Below are 20,625 nucleotides of genomic sequence, written 5' to 3'. Positions count from 1 at the left end.
AGAGGCGGGGATAACATTGAAAACATATGTGAAACGCTTGTGCGCGGTGATTCTGCTTTTGATCATTGCCGAAGTTCCTTATATTGATGATGCGGCTAAGGCGGCTGAACAAAAAAATACTTTGCAAAAAGAGCTGGAACACATTCTGGATGAAGAACCCGCTTTAAAGGGGGCTTCAGCGGGCGTCAGTGTCCGGTCAGCAAAAACAGGGGAGGTGCTGTTCGGCAGCCGGGAAGATATGCGGCTGAGGCCTGCATCATTGATGAAACTGCTGACGGCATCTGCGGCGCTTTCCGTTCTCGGAGAAGATTACACCTTTAAGACAGAAGTACGGGCAGACGGCGCCGTGAAAGGAAAACAGCTGCGCGGAAACCTTTATCTCAGGGGAAAAGGCGATCCGACCCTATTGGCTTCTGATTTTGAGAAGATGGCTAAACAAGTCAAAGCCAGAGGCATCCATGTCATTAAAGGAGATCTGGTCGGGGATGATTCGTGGTATGACGATACCAGGTATTCAGTTGATCTTCCGTGGAGTGATGAAGGCCAATATTATGGCGCGCAAGTATCAGCTCTTACCGCTTCCCCAAATGAAGATTATGATACCGGAACGGTGATTGCAGAAATCACCCCGGCGAAACACCCCGGTAAAAAGCCGCGTATTTCGATTTCTCCCCATACGGACGTCGTTCGTGTGAAAAATGAAGTGAAAACCGTCGCTTCTGATGAAAAGAAAGAATTGACGGTTGAACGGGAGCACGGTGGCAATGTGATTACGATAAAGGGAACCATACCTGCCGGCTCGGCAAAGGCAAGAGAATGGGCGGCAGTGTGGGACCCGTCGTCCTATGCTTTAGATTTATGGAAACAAGCGCTTACTAAACAGGGTATAACTGTAAAAGGGAAAATCAGAACAGGGCGAATGCCGCACCGCACCCAGCTTGTCACATCACGGACGTCCATGCCTCTTTCAGAATTATTGATCCCGTTTATGAAACTGAGCAACAACGGGCACGCCGAAATTCTGATCAAGGAAATGGGAAAAGTGAAAAAAGGGGAGGGCAGCTGGGAAAAGGGCTTGGACGTGATGAAATCGGAGCTCAAATCGTTCGGGCTGAATCCGGATGAATTGATTGCAAGAGACGGATCCGGCGTTTCTCATATTAACGGCGTATCCGCCGGCCAAATCGGAGAGCTTTTGTATGCGGTTCAGAAAGAAAAGTGGTACCCGGCTTTCCTTCGTTCGCTCCCTGTCGCCGGTGCAAGCGACAGAATGACGGGAGGCACTCTTCGGAACCGGCTGAAGAATACTCCGGCAGAGGGCAAAATTAAAGCGAAAACCGGGTCACTAACATCAGTCAGTTCGATTGCCGGCTATGCAGACACAAAAACAGGAGATACGCTTATTTTTTCCGTGCTTCAAAACGGGCTGCTTGACGAAGATGACGGCAAAGACATTGAAGACAAAATCGCAGTCGTGCTGGCAAATCAATAAGAAGGGCCGGATCCTTAGAGGGTTCGGCTTTTTTTGATGTCTGTAAAACATTATATTGCGATTATGAATCAATCTTTTCAAAAAGTAATATCGCAATATACTTCCTTTTTTTTACATACTACTTTCTTACTTGTTCACCGATTTTTCATTTTCTAACATGAAACTTCTTTTCAGGAGGAAAAACCTTTTTAAAAGCGCAATTAATTATACATTTTATTCCTTATTATAGTGTTTAAGAACCAGTTTGCAGTGTGCATACATACCGTTTTACATGGTATAAAGATTATAGAAATGAAGAAATGAAGTGAGGAATATATACTATATTCTAAAAAATGTTAGAGAAAATTTAATTTTTTATTGTGATTTCTAAAATATGTTTTAAAATAATGCTTATATGGATGATTTAGTCATATGCTGTCGAAATTTAATTGTAATTATTTCACTTTCTTATCCTCTTAAATTGAAGCGGAGGGATTCCATTGAAGAACACTGTTTATTCTTTAACTCACGCACAAAGAAGAGTGTGGTTTACCGAGCTGCTCGAACCGGGCACAAGTATCTGCAATCTCGCGGCATGCGTCAAATTCAGGGGGGACATTGATTTTGACGTACTGCGCCATGCTTTAGATTTTTCTATCTCGCAAAATGATTCGCTCAGGTTTCAACTGACAGAAGGGGACGGATCAGAACCCCAGCTGTATCTGGCCGGGCATCGGCCGATTTCTCTAGAGACTGTTGATTTTACTCATACTGATAACTCAGAGCGGGACGCATGGATTGACACGCAGACCCGTGTTCCGTTCAAGCTGTTTCATTCACCTCTGTATCAATTTACTCTGCTTGTCATGTCAGACGAAGAAGTTTGGCTTTATTCAAAATTTCACCATATTATCATGGACGGCATCTCGCTCAACCTGCTCGGCAACCAGCTCATTGATATCTACCAAAAGATCATGCGGGGCGAGGATTTAGCTGAACATCACAGGCCTTCCTATCTCAGCTACATGGAAAAAGAACAGCAATACTTACAGTCTTCCCGTTTTCAAAAGGACCGTTCATTTTGGACTGAAACATACCGAACCGTTCCGGAACACCTTTCACTGGCGGAACGAACCTCTCATCTTAGACAAAGCACTGCGGCTTCCAGAGATACAATCACTCTTTCTCACTCCTTAGAACAATCTATCCGGCGTTTTTGCAAAGAAAATAATATCAGCATCATCTCTCTGTTTATGGCTTCGTTATACATATGCATCAGCCGTCTGACGGCTAAAAAAGATATTGCCATCGGCACTTATTACGGAAACCGGGGCTCCAGGCTCGAAAAGGATATGCTCGGCATGTTCGTCAGCACACTGCCGATCAGAATGACGGCAGATCCTGATGCGGAGTTCCTGTCCTTTGTCCGCAGCGTAGGAAAAGAGCAGCTGTCTGTTATGCGGCACCAGAAATATCCTTACAATCTTTTTGTCAATGAATTAAGGCAGGTTCATCACGATCTGCAAAATATCATCGGGATTTCGATGCAATACCAGCCTCTCGCGTGGCATCAGGCGGAGGGCTTCGATTATGAAACGGCGATGTTTTTCAGCGGGCATACGGCAAATGAGCTGTCCATTTTAATTAAGGAGCGGACAGATACGGGGTTGATTGAGCTGAATTTTGATTATCAATCCGCTTTATTTACTGAAACATCGATTAAACGGATTCAAACTCATTTGCTGACGATCGTTGAAAATGCCGTTAGAAATCCAAACCGGCTGATTCGGCATATTGATATGGCGGATGAAAAAGAAAAGAAACGGGTGTTAACTGCGTTTAACCGTACAGAAACGGCTGAACCGCCGGCTCCGACTCTTCACGGGCTGTTTACCCGCCGCGCCGCGCTTTCGCCGCATTGTCCGGCGCTTCGTTTTCCGGACGGTATGCTGACGTACGCCGAGCTTGACCGGTACACAGACAGACTCGCTGTTCGGCTCCGACAAAAAGGCGTCCGCAAAGAAAGCGTGGTCGGTGTGCTCGCTGAACGCTCGCCGGAGATGGTGGTTTCAGTGCTTGCCGTGTTAAAAGCGGGCGGCGCCTACGTGCCGCTTGACCCTGACTATCCTGAGGACAGGCTGCGATATATGCTTGAGGACAGCGGCGCTTGTCTCCTGCTTGCACAGCGGGGGTTATCCGTTTCCGGTTTTTCCGGTGAAACGCTAGAAGTGTCTCTTTCTGCCCTTACAGGTGAGGCGGAGACAGGGGCTGTCTCTGACGAAGCGGATGCTGATTCGCTCGCTTATATCATTTATACGTCCGGTTCGACGGGAACACCGAAGGGAGTCGCTGTGGAACACCGTCAAGCCGCCGCCTTTTTATCAGGGATGCAAGGGCAGTTTCCGTTAACGGAAGAGGATATTATCGTGCTGAAATCATCCTTTTCATTCGACGCCTCCATCTGGCAATTGTTTTGGTGGACGATGTCAGGCGCCTCCGTGTACCTGCTTCCGGCCGGCTGGGAGAAAGATCCTGTGCGGATGATTGAAGCTTTTTCTTCTGAAAAGGTGACGACCGCACATTTTATTCCGGCGATGGTCAACAGCTTTTTAGACGCACTGGAAACAGAGCCTGCAGAAACAAGAACCCGCCTCGGCAGAACGCTGACACGCGTGTTTGCCGGAGGCGAAGCTCTTTCCCCGCTTACGGCTGCCCGGTTTGCCGATCTTCTGCCGGAGACCGTGCTTATTCACGGCTACGGGCCGACGGAAGCGACGGTCGATGCGGCCTTTTACGTCTGTGATCGAAAACGGGACAGCGGACGGACGCGGCTTCCAATCGGAAAACCCGTTCCTGGTGCCCGTCTGTATGTATTAGATAGCGGGGGAACCATCCAGCCTGCGGGCGTTGCCGGAGAGCTGTACATCGCAGGGACCGGCGTGGCCCGGGGCTATTTGAACCGTCCTGAACTGACGGCGGAGCGTTTTCTCGATGATCCGTTTTATCCGGGAGAGCGCATGTATCAGACGGGCGATATCGCACGCTGGACTGAAGACGGGCTTGTCGAATGGCTCGGCCGGTCAGACGGACAGGTGAAAGTTCGCGGCTACCGGATTGAACCGGGAGAAATCGAAGCGGCGATCCGGCGAATTGACAGCATTCGTGAGGCGGCGGTCACCGCCCGGACCGAACACGGTGAAACCGCGCTTTACGCCTATATTGAAGGACGAAAAAGCGATGACGTGCGGGCGGAGCTCGCGGCACGCCTTCCGGCCTACATGATGCCGGCTCAGTTTATAGAGATGAACGAATGGCCGGTCACGCCGAGCGGAAAGCTTGACCGCCGCGCGCTGCCGGCTCCTGACGGAGCGGCAGGCAGACAAGCGTACACCGCACCGCGGAACGTCACGGAAATGAAGCTTTGCGCCCTTTGGGAAGAGGTGCTGAAAAACGGACCCGTCGGCATCCGGGATCACTTTTTTGAGCGGGGCGGCCATTCGTTAAAAGCGACGGCTCTCGTCTCCCGCATCGCCAAAGAGTTCGGTGTTCAGGTGCCGTTACAGGACATCTTCGCCCGGCCGACGGTGGAAGAGCTCGCTTCGGTTATTCAGGACTTGGAAGAGAGCCCGTATGAAGCGATTCAGCCGGCGAAAACACAGGACACTTATCCGGTGTCTTCGGCGCAGAAACGGATGTATGTGCTCCAGCAGCTTGAAGACGGCGGTGTCGGCTACAATATGCCGGCTGTGCTTGAACTGACGGGCCCGCTTGACCGTGTCCGGCTGGAGGCGACGTTCCGGGAGCTTGTGGAGCGGCATGAATCGCTCAGAACGTCCTTTGAAACGGGGCCTGACGGCGAACCGGTGCAGCGCATTCATGACAGCGTGCCGTTTCAGCTCGATGAGGCCGAGTCAGCTGACGCATTCGTCCGGCCGTTTTGTCTGGAGGAAGCGCCGCTCTTCCGTGCGGCCCTCGTGAAAGAATCGGAAGAACACCATCTTTTATTAACGGATATGCATCATATTATTTCTGACGGTGTGTCCGTCAACACCTTGATAAAAGAATTCGGCGAGCTGTACGCAGGCCGTTCGCTTGCGCCGATGCGCCTTCAATATAAAGACTATGCCGTCTGGCAGCGGTCGTTTCAGGAGAAAGAAGGGTATCAGAAGCAGGAAGCGTATTGGCTGAAGCGGCTAGAAGGAGAGCTTCCGGTGCTGGAGCTTCCGGCTGACAAGCCCCGTCCGGCTGTCAGAAGCTTTGCGGGCGGCAGCGTATCGTGCACGCTTGACGCTGAAACGGCATCCGGCCTTCACCGCATCGCCCGGGATCACGGCTCCACTTTGTATATGGTTCTTCTCGCCGCGTACAATACGCTGCTCGCGAGATTGAGCGGGCAGGAAGACATCATCGTCGGCTCGCCGATTGCCGGGCGTCCGCACAAAGACCTTGAACCGATTCTCGGCATGTTCGTCAACACGCTCGCCATCAGAACGGAGCCGAAAGAAGACAAACGGTTTACCGATTATTTGGCGGAAGTCCGCCAGGCGGCGCTTGAGGCGTATGAACATCAGGACTACCCGTTTGAAGAGCTGGTGGAACGGCTCGGCGTGCAGCGGGACATGAGCCGCAATCCGCTGTTTGACGCGATGTTTATTCTTCAGAATATGGAGCGAGAGGAGATAAATCTGGCCGGTCTGAAGGCGTCACGATCAGAGCATACCGAACATGATGTATCAAGTTTTGACCTGACCTTATCAGCGGCTGAATCCGACGGAAACATCCGCTTTGAGATGGAATTCAGCACCGAGCTTTTTATGAAAGAAACGATTGAACGCTGGATGGGCCACTTACTGAATCTCTTGCGCCATGTTGCCGCCGAACCGGAAGTCACACTATCGAAAGCTGACATTTTGGATGAAGAAGAAAAACAAAAGTTACTGATTGAGTTTAATAACACACAAACCGAATTCATGGAAAAACACAAACTGTTTCACCAGCTGTTTGAAGAGAAAGCAGAAGAAACGCCTCATCAGACCGCTGTTATTGAAGGAGCACAACAGATCAGCTATTTGCAGCTCAATGAGCGGGCAAACCGTCTTGCCCGAACACTGCAGAAAAATGGATTCGGTCCGGGAAAAAGAGCAGCCATATTGGCAAACCGTTCGATTGAAGCGATCGTCAGTGTTCTTGCCGTCATGAAATCGGGAGGGGCGTATATACCGGTTGACTCCCATTATCCTGAGGAACGGATTCGCTATTTATTAAAAGACAGCGCGGCATCCGTCTTGATGGTGCAGTCAGAATACAAAGAACTTGCTTCACAGCTGACGGATCACAATTTATTTCTCATTCAGCTTGATCATGAAGATCAATACGATATTTCTGCAAAGAATATTCAGCCGGCAGCGTCACCGGATGATACCGCATATATCATATATACTTCGGGAACAACGGGAACGCCGAAGGGAGTCGAAGTCAGAAATCGCAGCTTTACGCATGCAGCACTTGCATGGCGCAGGATTTATGAGCTTGATCTTATACCGGTCAGAGTGCTGCAGATGGCGAGTTTCTCATTTGATGTATTTTCAGGGGATCTTGCACGCGCCCTGCTAAACGGGGGAACGCTTGTCATTTGTCCGGATGACGTCCGGCTTGAGCCGCAGCAGCTTTATCGGCTCATTGATCAGCACCGTATCACGTTTATGGAGTCGACACCCGCGCTGATTGTTCCGTTTATGGAATATATATACCGCCGGAAACTCGCGCTGCAAAGCGTAAAAATACTGGTACTTGGTTCAGATATGATCAAGTCGCAAGATTTTTATACGCTTCATGAACGCTTTGGGAAAGAAATGCGGATCATTAACAGCTACGGTGTAACAGAAGCGACAATTGATTCTTCGTATTATGAAGCCGGAATGAGCGAAGAGCCGCGGGAAGATGATGTGCCGATCGGTGTTCCGCTTCCGAATGTGCAAATGTACGTCTTAAACAAAGACAAACAGGTCCAGCCGATTGGCGTTTTCGGAGAGCTGTATATCGGAGGCGCCGGCGTCGCCAAAGGATATTGGGGACAGCCTGAGCTGACAGAGGGCGCATTCAGTGACCCGTTACAAACGGGAGAAACACTTTACAGAACCGGAGATCAGGCTTGCTGGCTGCCGGATGGAACTCTTCGTTTTAAAGGGCGGATTGATAAGCAGGTGAAGATCAGGGGATACAGAATTGAGACGGGAGAAATAGAAAGTGTGCTTTTGAAACACGAGCAAGTCAAAGAAGCGGCTGTTACCGTGATGAAAGATGCCGAAGGACAAGCCCGGTTAGCGGCATACATCGTTCCTAAAGAGGCCGATATCTCATCACTCCGCCAGTCTCTTATGCAGGAGCTCCCGGCTTATATGATGCCGTCTCATATTATCGGTTTAGACAGCATGCCCCTGACACTGAACGGCAAACTTGATAAATCGGCATTGCCGGCAGAAGAGATACATTCATCACAGGCATTTGTCGCGCCCGGCGATGAAAAACAGGCGATGCTATGCCGGATTTGGGAAGATGTGCTTCATATTCAGAAAGCGGGAATTCATCACTCTTTCTTTGAGCTTGGGGGAGATTCCATTAAGGCGCTTCAAGTGTCAGCCCGACTCGCCGGAGAAGGCTGGAACATGTCGATCCGCGATTTGTTTCAGTTCCCGACGATTGCAGAACTCGTGAAACACCTCACGCCGGCTGTTGCAACGGCTGATCAGGGCCCGATAGAAGGAAGCGCTCCGCTGACACCGATCCAGCAGAGATTTTTTGAGAAGCCGGGTGCGTTTGAGCTTCATTATAACCAATCAGTCATGCTGTGCAGTGAAGACAGCCTCGAAATAGATGCGCTGTATCAGGCGGTTTGCGCGCTGACAGAACATCATGATGCGCTGCGAATGACTTTCACTGAAAATGAGCATGGGGAAGTTGTTCAATATAACCGCGGAATCACAGAGCAGCATGAAGAAATCTTTACGCTTAACGTCATAGATCTTTCAGAAGAAACACAGCCGGAAAAACGGATAGCTGCTGAGGAAAAAGAAATACAGCAGGCTATGCGCCTTGATCAAGGCCCTCTGCTTCATCTCGGAGTGTTCAGGCTGAAAGAAGCCGACCATCTGCTTATCACGATTCATCACCTTATCACGGACGGCGTGTCATGGAGGATATTGCTTGAAGATCTGCAGACAGCTTATCAGCAGGCATTGGACGGCAAACAAATCGAACTGCCGCCGAAAAGCGATTCTTATATAAAGTATGCTGAAGAGCTTTTTGACATCTCCAAGAGCAAAGCATTGCTGGAGGAAGCCGCATACTGGGACAGCGTGATGTCTGGTGAAACAGCGCCGCTGCCGAAAATAACTGATGAAAACGCCGGACGATTGCAGGAAAACGCGCGCACTGCATCGTGGATATTAAGCAGCGAAGTCACGAAGCAGCTGCTGTTGGAAACACAGCAGGCATACGGAACGGATGTTCATGAATTGCTTTTAACGGCGCTTGGAATGGCGCTTCATGAGTGGACGGGTTCCGAACAGATGCTTATCAGCACTGAAGGACACGGACGCCAAGGGCATATTCCTGACATTGATATGTCAAGAACGGCAGGCTGGTTTACATCTGTTTACCCGGTGCTTTTGGATATGAGAGTGCCGGACGGCTCAGGCGAAAAAACCGCGCATCGCATAAAGACGGTAAAAGACATGATGAGACGGGTTCCTCATCACGGAACCGGCTACGGGCTGCTGAGATATTCGCGAAACATTCTTTATAAAGACCCAGAAATAAGCTTTAACTATCTCGGTGCGTTTGACGGTCTTGAGGGGACGCTGAAGATGTCACCGTTCAAGCCGCAGCATGATATAGCAGCCGGGCGCATCCGCGAGTTTGATCTGGATATTAACGCGATGGTGGCGGCCGGGCAACTGGAGGTAAAAGCCGTTTATACCGATGTATTTGCACCGGGGGCAATCGAGTTCTTCATGAATCGTTTCCATACTCACCTCGAGGACATCATCGCCCATTGTTCCGGCAAGAAAGAGCGGGAAAAAACATTAACGGATTACAGCCATACAGAATTGACCGCTCAAGCACTATCAAGCATTGAAGATCTCATAAAAGGACTTTAATTTCATAAAAAGGTGTGTGGCATTCGTGACACAAGCGACAGAAATTCAAGATATTTACCCTTTATCATATATGCAGGAAGGCATGCTGTTTCATTCGCTTCTGGATTCCGGATCAAACGCATATGTCGAGCAGATTTCGTTTACAGTCAGCGGGGATTTATGCATTGATACATTCCAAAAAAGTCTGGATATGCTTGTCAGCCGTTATGATATTTTCAGAACGATTTTCATAAAAGAAGTGCCTGACCTTGAAGGGCCGCAGCAGGTTGTCCTTTCACGCCGTGACACTGCCGTACAGACTGAGAACATTTCAGACTACTCGGAAGAACGGCAGCAAAGCATCATTGACGAATTTAAGGAAAACGACCGGCATAAGGGGTTTGATCTGCAAAAAGGCCCCTTAATGCGCTTGACTCTTTTTCAAACGGGAGAAAACCGCCATACATGCGTTTGGACTCATCATCACATTATGATGGACGGCTGGAGCTTGGGCCTTGTACTGAAAGATTTCTTCAGCATGTATTATGCGATCCGGAACGGGCGGCCTGTAAACCTCGGCAGTCCGGCTCCTTACAGCACTTATATCAAATGGCTCCGAAGCCGGAATAAAGAAGAGACGTCAGCGTTCTGGTCGCGCTGCTTGGAAGATTACGGAGAAACCGTTTCCGTTCCGCAAACGAAGAATAAGCCGGCGCAAAACGGTTATGCATCTGAGCATTTTCAATTTTCCCTTGAGCCTGAAACCGTGCAAAAACTGACAGACATTGCCCGAGGCATCGGGGTCACGCTGAATACTATATTTACGGGCATTTGGGGTCTGCTTCTCCATCGTTACAACGGCACTGAAGATGCGGTCTTCGGTTCAGTTGTTTCCGGCAGGCCGTCAGCTATCGCCGGCATTGAATCCATGGCCGGACTGTTTATCAATACCGTGCCGGTAAGGGTGTGCGCGGCTGGGGATATGACTTTTTCTTCTCTTCTCAAAAAGGTGCAAAAAGAGTCACTCGCTGCGGAAGAGCACAGCTATTATCCGCTTTATGACATCCAAAACGAGAGCGGTCTGCAAAAAGATCTCTTGAACCATATCCTTGTCTTTGAAAATTATCCGGTTCAGATGCAGGCTGCGGTAAACGGCTGGCAGCAAACGGAAAGCAGTGCGCTCTCACTTGAAAACTTTTCGATGGCGGAAGAAACCAATTACGATCTTAACGTCGTCATCGTTCCGGGAGAAGAGTTTTATGTGAAATTCAGCTACAATGCGGGCATCTACGATCGGGAAGACATGAAACGGATCAAAGGGCATATTCTGGAGGTCATCTCCTGTGTAACGGAAGATCCGGACAGGCTTTTATCAAGCATCAGTCTCGTACCTCCGGAGGAAGAAGCCCTGATTCATTCGTTTAACCAAACGAACCGTCCGTACCCTGAGACAACCGTTCATGGGCTGTTTGAAGAACAGGCGGCAAAAACGCCTGACCAAGAGGCGTTGAGATATAACGGGGTAAGCTGGAGCTACAAAAAATTAAATCAGCGGGCGAATCAGATTGCCCATGCGTTAAGGGAAAAAGGCGCCCGTTCCGATCAGATCACCGCTGTTATGCTGCGCCGATCAATGAGTACAGTTGCTGCTCTGCTCGGAATTTGGAAGTCGGGCAGCGCCTATATGCCGATTGATGCGGAATTTCCGCCTGAACGGATTTCATTTTTACTGAGAGACAGTGAAGCCTCACTGCTCGTGACTGAAAAAGACCTGCTCCCCCTCATTCCGCCCCATTTCAAGGGCAGCGTCGTCATCATGGAGGAAACGGTTTCCCAGCAGACCGCACCGCTTCCGCCGGTGTCTGACAGCGGAAATTGGGCGTATGTCATTTACACCTCCGGAACGACAGGCCGGCCGAAAGGGGTGCTTGTACAACACAAAGCGATCAGCAATACATTGCAATGGCGGCGTGAAGAATACGGGATGACAGGAGGAGACATAGCGCTTCATCTTTTTTCATACGTATTTGACGGGTCATTAACGAGTCTTTTCACTCCGCTTCTGTCGGGCGCCTGTGTACTGTTAACTGATGAAGATGATGCGAAAGACGTCCTTTCAATAAAACAGAAAATCGCCCGCCACGGAGTGAGCCATCTTCTGATCGTTCCGTCTCTGTATCGCGTTCTGCTTGATTCGCTGACGAAAAAGGATGCGCAGACGCTTCGGGCGGTGACATTTGCCGGGGAAGCGGCCACCCCTGATATCGTGGAAGCGAGCCGCAACATATGCCCGAATGCCGAGCTGCTGAATGAATACGGCCCGACGGAAAACAGTGTGGCCACGACGATTCTGCGCAACCTGCAAAAAAGCAGCCGGATTACGATCGGGCGCCCGATTGCCAACACTTCTGTCTATATGATGCACGGAGATCGGCTGCAGCCGGTCGGAGCCGTCGGTGAACTGTGTATTTCCGGAAAAGGTCTGGCGGACGGATATTTTCAGCAAAAAGAGCTGACGGACAAAGTCTTTACCTCTCATCCGTTTCGTAAAGGTGAACGGCTGTACAGAACGGGAGATGCAGCCCGATTTTTACCGGACGGAACGATTGAATATATGGGACGCTTTGACGATCAGGTGAAGGTAAGAGGTTACAGAATTGAATTGGGAGAAATCGAAACGGCACTCAGAAGTCTGTCCGGGGTAAAAGAGGCGGCAGTCACCGTGCGCAGAACGGCGGACGGGGAACAGGAGCTTGCAGCTTATGTCGTACTGGAAAACGCGGGTGTGACATTTGATCCTCATGCCGAATTGGCCGGGAGATTACCTGCTTATATGATCCCGGGAAGCTTTACCAAATTGACGGAAATGCCGCTGTCTGTGAGCGGAAAACTTGACCGGGCCGCACTTCCTGAGCCGAAAGAAGCCGAGAGAACCGGTGATTATCAAGCTCCGCGCACAATGCTTGAGACTGAGCTGCTGTCTATTTGGCAAGAAGTGCTGAAACGGGAACACATCAGTATGAGAGATGATTTCTTCCAAATCGGCGGACAGTCGCTGAAAGCCGCGTCGCTTGTTTCAAACATACATAAACGGCTGCAAATTGAACTTGCCGTCCGCCATGTTTTTGAACATCCGACCATCGAGAGCATGGCCCGCTTCCTAGAACAGAGGAAAAGAGGAGAATATGCAGAAATCACGCCTGCGGAGGCAAAGGACCTGTACCCGCTATCTTTTGCGCAAAAAAGGCTTTATGCCCTTCATCAGCTTGCGGCGGACAGCACGGGCTATCATATGCCCGCTTGTCTGGAACTGAGCGGCAGACTCAACCGGGATCGTCTTCACGAAGCCTTTTCAGCACTGTTACAAAGGCATGAAGCGTTACGGACATCATTTGTTTTACGAAACGGGGAGCCGATGCAGCAAATACATTCACATGTCGATCTCGATCTCACAGAGATTCACATGCCATCCGGGACACTTCTTCAAGAGGCGATGGAAACTTTCGTCAAACCGTTTGACGTGGAAAAAGCGCCGCTTTTGAGAGTGACTTTAGCCAAAGCCACTGAAGAACGTCATTTTCTGCTGCTTGATATGCATCATCTTATCGCAGACGGTGTGTCAATGAGCGTTCTGATTCAAGAATTGACGGATTTGTACAGAGGAAAAGAGCTGCGGCCGTTAAAACTTCAGTACAAAGATTTTTCCGTCTGGCAGCATGAGCGGTTCGCCGCTGAAGAATTCAAAAGACATGAGCGGTATTGGCTGGATGCGATCGGGGAAAACATTCCCGTTCTTGATCTGCCGCTCGATAAAAAGCGCCCGCAGCTTCCTGATTTCAGCGGGTCCGTTGTACGAACGCGCCTTCAAAAAGAAACGGCGGAGAATTTGCGCCGGCTTATGGATGAGACGGGTTCGACGCTGTATATGATTCTTTTGGCAGGCTACTCCTTGTTCCTTTCTAAATTGAGCGGGCAGGAAGACATTATCGTCGGTTCACCTGCGGCCGGCAGAAGCCGCGCTGAGCTTGATGGGGTCATCGGCATGTTTGTAAATACCGTGGCAATGAGAAGCAGGCCGAAAGGGGATAAGACATTCCGCGCTTATTTAGAAGAGGTGAAAATGCTTGCCCTCGGCGCAGCCGAACATCAGGACTTCCCGTTTGAGGAACTTGCCCAAAAGCTTGATACACACCGGGAAGTCAATCGCAATCCGCTGTTTGATGCCATGCTCGTTTTGCAAAACAGTGATGATTTCAAAGTGAACCTTCCGGGCTTATCCGTTTCTTCACATGCAGTGAAACATGACATTTCAAAATTCGACTTGACGCTTCATGCCGAGGAACAGCCGGACGGCTCACTGGATTTTCATTTTGAATACAGTACCGCGTTGTTTGAAAAAGATACGATCGAACGGTGGGCCGGTCATTTTAAAGAGCTTTTAGGACAAATCGCATCGGATGATGAGCAGAAGCTGTCTGACATTCATTTGCTGGACACAAACGAGCGGCAGATGCTTCTTCAAGCGGAAAATCAAACAGCTGAGTATCCGAGGCATGAGACGATCGTCAGTTTATTTGAAGCACAGGCGGAAAAAATGCCGGATCAAATTGCAGCCGTTATGTCCGATGAGCGTCTCACCTACCGCGAGCTCAATGAAAAGGCGGATCGAATCGCCGATATGCTGTCGGAAAACGGCATCCGCTCCGGACAGATTGTCGGAATTATGACCGAACGATCTCTGCATATGCTAATTGGGATTCTCGGTATTTTAAAAGCGGGAGGAGCTTATCTGCCGATTGATCCTGACTATCCGGACGAGCGGATTTCATTTATGCTGACTGACAGCGGCGCGCGTGTTCTGTTGACGCAATCGGGTCTTGGGATATCCGGAATGGACGGGCTGCCGGTTTTATACATCGATAGGCCTGAATCCGTTTCAGCAGACAGAACGAAAGAAATGATAACGCCTGAACAGCCGGCTTACGTGATTTACACATCGGGCACAACCGGAAAACCGAAAGGCGTTATGACGGAACACCGCAATGTCATCAGCCTTATCACACATAAAGGACTGCCGTTTGATTTCGGCTCTGGAGACGTTTGGACGCTGTTCCACTCCTATTGCTTTGATTTTTCTGTCTGGGAAATATTCGGCGCGCTCTTATACGGCGGAAAGGTAGTTATCGTGCCGAAAGAAACTGCCCGTGATCCGCATTTGTACCGGCAGCTGCTGCAAAGTGAAGGCGTAACGGTGCTGAATCAAACGCCGACGGCTTTTTCCGGACTCATTCATGAAGAGGCCGGGCATACGGACAAGCTGAAGCTTCGATATGTCATTTTCGGCGGAGAAGCGCTTCAGCCCGGCATGCTGAAAAGCTGGAAAGAGAAGTACCCGGAGACGGAGCTTGTTAATATGTACGGCATTACGGAAACCACGGTTCACGTCACATGCAAAAAACTGAAGATGGATGATATTGAGAGAAATAAAAGCAATATCGGCAGACCGCTGGAAACCCTTCATGCTTTTGTCATGGACGCCTATATGAATCCGCAGCCGATCGGAATTCCAGGTGAGCTTTATATCGGCGGGGAAGGCGTCGCGAGGGGATATGTAAACAGGGATGATTTAACCGCCTCCCGGTTCATCACGAATCCGCACAATACCGGCATGCGGCTCTACCGAACGGGCGATATTGCCAAAAGACTCTCAAATGGCGAGCTGGAATATGTCGGGCGGAAAGATGCGCAAGTAAAAGTCAGAGGCCACAGAATTGAGCTGGGAGAAATAAAATCAGCGCTGCAGGAGCTTTCCTTCGTGAAAGAGGCCGCCGTGATCACTCGTGCTGATCAGCACGGTCAGCACTCCATTTACGCATACGCGGTCCTACACGGGAGCGAAAAGATAAAAGAAGCAGAGATTCAGGCCTCTCTCAGAGCTTTTCTGCCGGAATATATGATTCCCGCCCGCTTGATAGAGCTTGATGAACTGCCTTTGACGGCGAATGGGAAGCTGGACGAGAAGGCACTCCCGCAGCCTGAATTAAATGAAAGCCTTGGAGATGATATCAGCCTGAGAAATGAAACTGAAGAAATGATGGCTGACATCTGGGAAGAACTCTTAGGTGTTGAAGGACTCGGCCCCAATGCTCATTTCTTCCATCTCGGCGGGGATTCGATTAAAGCGCTGCAAGTATGTTCGAGGCTGAAACAGCAGGGCTATGAAACGACCGTCCGCGAGCTGTTCGAGCATCAGACACTGGGAGAAGTGTCGATGCGGCTCCGGAAAGTCCGCCGCGTGATTGATCAGTCTCCCGTCACGGGAGACGTGCCGCTGACGCCGATCCAGCACTGGTTCTTTTCGCAATCATTGCCGCATGATCATTTTAATCAGTCCGTTATGCTCCGCAGTGCGGACAGAATCAATGAATCTGCTATGAGAAAAGCGCTGGCACAGCTCGCGGTTCATCATGACGCATTACGGATGGTATGCGGCACACAAAACGGATCGGTGATTCAATATAACAGAGCAGAAAACCTTTCTGAAGAAGAACTCTTTACGTTTGAAACGCATGACGTAAGAGAGAAAGGTTCATTACAAGAGGAGCACGCCGCAATTGAACAGGCGGCCGCCCGTATTCAAACTTCCATTCGGCTGGAGACGGGTCCGCTCGTAGCTGTCGGCTTATTTCATGCCGCTGATGGCGATCATCTGCTGCTTTCCATTCATCACCTTGTCATTGACGGAGTGTCATGGAGGATTTTATTTGAAGATCTCACCGCGTGCTACAGGCAGGCGCTCGAAGGAAAAGAAACCGCGCTTCCGGCGAAAACCGATTCCTATCAGACTTACGCAAAGCAAATCTCTGATTATGCAAAAAGCCGCCGGCTGTTACAGGAAGCAGACTACTGGTCCGAAAGAGAAAAAGCGGCGGTCAAACCGCTTCCGAAAGATGCCCGCACCTCTTCCAATCTTCTGAAAGATACAGATGTGATGACCGTTACATTGACAAAACAGGAGACTGAGCAGCTGTTAACGGAAGCAAACAGAGCATACACAACAGAGACGGGCGAATTATTGCTTGCCGCGTTAAGCCTAGCGCTGAACAGATGGACCGGAAACGAGACATTCAAAATCAGCATGGAAGGCCACGGAAGGGAAGAGCACCTGGAGCATCTTGATATCAGCAGAACCATCGGCTGGTTTACGTCAATTTATCCGGTATTGGTTGACGCAAGTTTTCAAGATCAGCCTGATGACGGCGAGCGTCTCGGCTATCACATTAAGCGGACAAAAGACATGATGCGCCGCATACCGCATAAAGGAGCGGGATACGGGGTGCTGAAATATATAAGCAAACTCTGGGGAGAGACTGAATCTGATTCTCCTGAAATCAGTTTTAACTATCTGGGACAGTTTGACCGGGAAATCCGTTCCAGCGGCTTCGGTGTTTCTCCCGTAAAAGCGGGAAATGAAGTCAGCCCAGACTGGGAACGTCCGTACACACTTGATATCAGCGGCTCCGTATCGTCGGAATGTCTCAGCATGCATGTCGTGTACAACCGTTTTCAGTATCAAAAAGAAACGATTGAAGTTTTGACGGGATATTTTCATACCTTTCTCAAGCAGATCATCACGCATTGCACAGGCAAAGAGGAGCGTGAATGGAGCGCCGCTGATTTCAGTGACGAGGAGTTAACGCTGGAAGATCTGAATGACATTATGGGAGCCGTCAACAAACTATAGAAAAGGAGTGGCGCAATGGGGCAGCAACCGGAAATACAAGATATATATCCTTTGTCTTTTATGCAGGAGGGCATGCTTTTTCATTCTCTGTTGGATCATGACTCAAGAGCCTACTTCGAACAAGCGGTGTTTACGATCAGCGGACAGCTTGACCGGGAACGATTCCAAAAAAGTATAGATGCTGTTTTTGAACGATACGATATTTTCCGTACGACATTTATTCATAAGAATGTGGCGAAGCCCCGCCAAGTCGTGTTGAAAAACAGGCCGAGCCGCGTTCAGTTTCATGATATTTCTCATTTGGACGAGAAGGCGCAAGACAAATATGCCGACCGGTTCAGAAAAGAAGATAAAGATAAAGGCTTTGATTTGCAATCAGATCCTCTCATGAGAGTCTCCATTTTGAAAAAAGCGCCTGAACGCTATGTTTGTATATGGAGCCATCATCATATTGTCATGGATGGCTGGTGCTTCGGAATTGTCATGAAGGAATTTCTGATGATCTATCAATCTCTGGGAGACGGACGGCTTCCGTCTCTCGAGCCTGTTCAGCCATATGGGAAGTATATTAAATGGCTCATGAAGCAGGATCGTAAAGAAGCCGAGATTTTTTGGAAAACGAGACTTGCCGATCTTGAGCAATCGGCGTCTCTTCCGAAAAAATCCGCGGAACCAAACGGCGAACTTGAGCAGGCGGTTTTCACCATTTCTGAAGAGCAGACAAATGAGCTGAAGAACATTGCGGCAAGGGCTGGAGCAACGCTGAATACAGTGTTCCAGGCACTGTGGGGCATTTTGCTGCAGCGTGTCAGCCGCTGTGATGATGCCGTTTTCGGTTCTGTCATTTCCGGCCGGCCGTCGGATCTCGCAGGCGTGGAAAAAATGGTGGGACTGTTTATTAATACGATTCCCGTACGGGTGAAAAGCGGTTCATTTTCTTTTCTGGAGCTTGTCAGGCATTTGCAGCAGGAGACGCTGCAAGCAGAAGCTTACAGCTATTATCCGCTGTATGACATTCAGGCGCAAAGCCCTCTGAAGCAAGCGCTGTTTGACCATATTATCGTGTTTGAAAATGTGCCGGCCCAGCGTGAAATTGAAAATGTGAGTCAGGCCGGTTCATTTGATTTTGCGGTAGAGGATTTCACGATGGAAGAAGTCACAAACTACGGATGCAGCATAAAGGTGATTCCGGGAAATTCTCTTTATATCCGCTTAAACTTTGATACCGGTATATACGATCGTGTTTTTATGAAGAATATTGAAACATTTTTACGGCATATGGTGAACTCAGTCATTTCCGACCCTGAAATCGGCGCTTCCGAGATCGCATTGCTGGATGCGTGTGAAGCCAGAAGTATGATGGATGCATTTAACCATACAGAAGCGGTTGAACCGCCGGCCCCGACGCTTCACGGGCTGTTTACCCGCCGCGCCGCGCTTTCGCCGCATCGTCCGGCGCTCCGTTTTCCGGGCGGTATGCTGACGTACGCCGAGCTCGATCAGTACACGGACAGGCTTGCCGTCCGGCTCCGACAAAAAGGCGTCCGCAAAGAAAGCATGATCGGTGTGCTCGCTGAACGCTCGCCAGAGATGGTGATTTCAGTGCTTGCCGTGTTAAAAGCAGGCGGCGCCTACGTGCCGCTTGACCCGGAATATCCGGAGGACAGGCTGCACTATATGCTTGACGACAGCGGCGCCTGTCTCCTGCTTCAACAGTCGGGGTTATCCGTTCCCGGTTTTTCCGGCGAAACGCTAGAAGTGTCTCTTTCTGCCCTTACAGGTGAGGCGGAGACAGGGGCTGTCTCTGACGAAGCGGATGCTGATTCGCTCGCTTATATCATTTATACGTCCGGTTCGACGGGAACACCGAAGGGAGTGGCTGTTGAACACCGTCAAGCCGCCGCCTTTTTATCAGGGATGCAAGGGCAGTTTCCGTTAACGGAAGAGGATATTATCGTGCTGAAATCATCCTTTTCATTCGACGCCTCCATCTGGCAATTGTTTTGGTGGACGATATCCGGCGCCTCCGTGTATCTGCTTCCGGCCGGCTGGGAGAAAGATCCAGTGCAGATGATTGAAGCTTTTTCTTCTGAAAAGGTGACGACCGCACATTTTATTCCGGCGATGGTCAACAGCTTTTTAGACGCGCTGGAAACTGAGCCTGCAGAAACAAGAACACGCCTCGGCAGAACACTGACACGCGTGTTTGCCGGAGGGGAAGCTCTTTCCCCGCTTACGGCTTCCCGGTTTGCCGATCTTCTGCCTGAGACCATGCTTATTCACGGCTACGGGCCGACAGAAGCGACGGTCGATGCGGCCTTTTACGTCTGTGACCGAAAACGGGACAGCGGACGGACGCGGCTTCCGATCGGAAAACCCGTTCCTGGTGCCCGTCTGTATGTATTAGATAGCGGGGGAACCATCCAGCCTGCGGGCGTGGCAGGAGAGCTGTACATCGCAGGGACAGGAGTGGCCCGCGGCTATCTGAACCGGCCTGAGCTGACGGAGGAGCGTTTTCTCGATGATCCGTTTTATCCGGGAGAACGCATGTATCAGACGGGTGATATCGCACGATGGACAGAAGACGGCCTTGTCGAATGGCTCGGCCGTTCAGACGGACAAGTGAAAGTCCGCGGCTACCGGATTGAACCGGGGGAGATCGAAGCGGCGATCCGGCGCATCGACGGCATTCGTGAGGCGGCAGTCACCGCCCGGACCGAACACGGCGAAACCGCACTTTACGCCTATATTGAAGGACGAAAAAGCGATGACGTGCGGGCGGAGCTTGCAACACGCCTTCCGGCCTACATGATGCCGGCTCAGTTTATAGAGATGACCGAGTGGCCGGTCACGCCGAGCGGAAAGCTTGACCGCCGCGCGCTGCCGGCTCCCGGCGGAGCGGCAGACAGACGGGCGTACACAGCCCCGCGGAACGTCACGGAAATGAAGCTTTGCGCCCTTTGGGAAGAGGTGCTGAAAAACGGCCCCGTCGGCATCCGGGATCACTTTTTTGAGCGGGGCGGCCATTCGTTAAAAGCGACGGCTCTCATCTCCCGCATCGCCAAGGAGTTCGGTGTTCAGGTGCCGTTACAGGACATCTTCGCCCGGCCGACGGTGGAAGAGCTCGCTTCGGTTATTCAGGAATTGGAAGAGAGCCCGTATGAAGCGATTCAGCCTGCGCAAACACAAGATACCTACCCGGTGTCTTCGGCGCAGAAACGGATGTATGTGCTCCAGCAGCTTGAAGACGGCGGTGTCGGCTACAATATGCC

4 protein-coding genes are annotated in these 20,625 nt (G+C 50.4%); all 4 read left to right on the top strand.

Features of this window, described 5'->3' with window-relative positions:
* Positions 1-16 precede the first annotated feature (16 nt).
* Positions 17-1,492 (top strand): D-alanyl-D-alanine carboxypeptidase/D-alanyl-D-alanine endopeptidase, encoded by a 1,476-nt coding sequence (dacB, locus tag ACWJJS_RS10405; RefSeq protein WP_454023558.1) that lies wholly within the window; start codon positions 17-19, stop codon positions 1,490-1,492.
* A gap of 479 nt (positions 1,493-1,971) precedes the next feature.
* Positions 1,972-9,630 (top strand): amino acid adenylation domain-containing protein, encoded by a 7,659-nt coding sequence (locus ACWJJS_RS10400; RefSeq protein WP_454023557.1) that lies wholly within the window; start codon positions 1,972-1,974, stop codon positions 9,628-9,630.
* A gap of 25 nt (positions 9,631-9,655) precedes the next feature.
* Positions 9,656-17,353, top strand: a complete 7,698-nt coding sequence (locus tag ACWJJS_RS10395) for an amino acid adenylation domain-containing protein (protein ID WP_454023556.1) — start codon at positions 9,656-9,658, stop codon at positions 17,351-17,353.
* Between the two features lie 15 nt (positions 17,354-17,368).
* A partial coding sequence (locus ACWJJS_RS10390) for a non-ribosomal peptide synthetase (RefSeq protein ID WP_454023555.1) occupies positions 17,369-20,625 on the top strand: 3,257 nt, incomplete at its 3' end.

It is taken from the genome of Bacillus sp. JK106 (genome assembly GCF_053663355.1).
The sequence above is the reverse complement of the archived record's forward strand: the minus strand, read 5'-3'. Positions and strand labels throughout refer to the sequence as shown.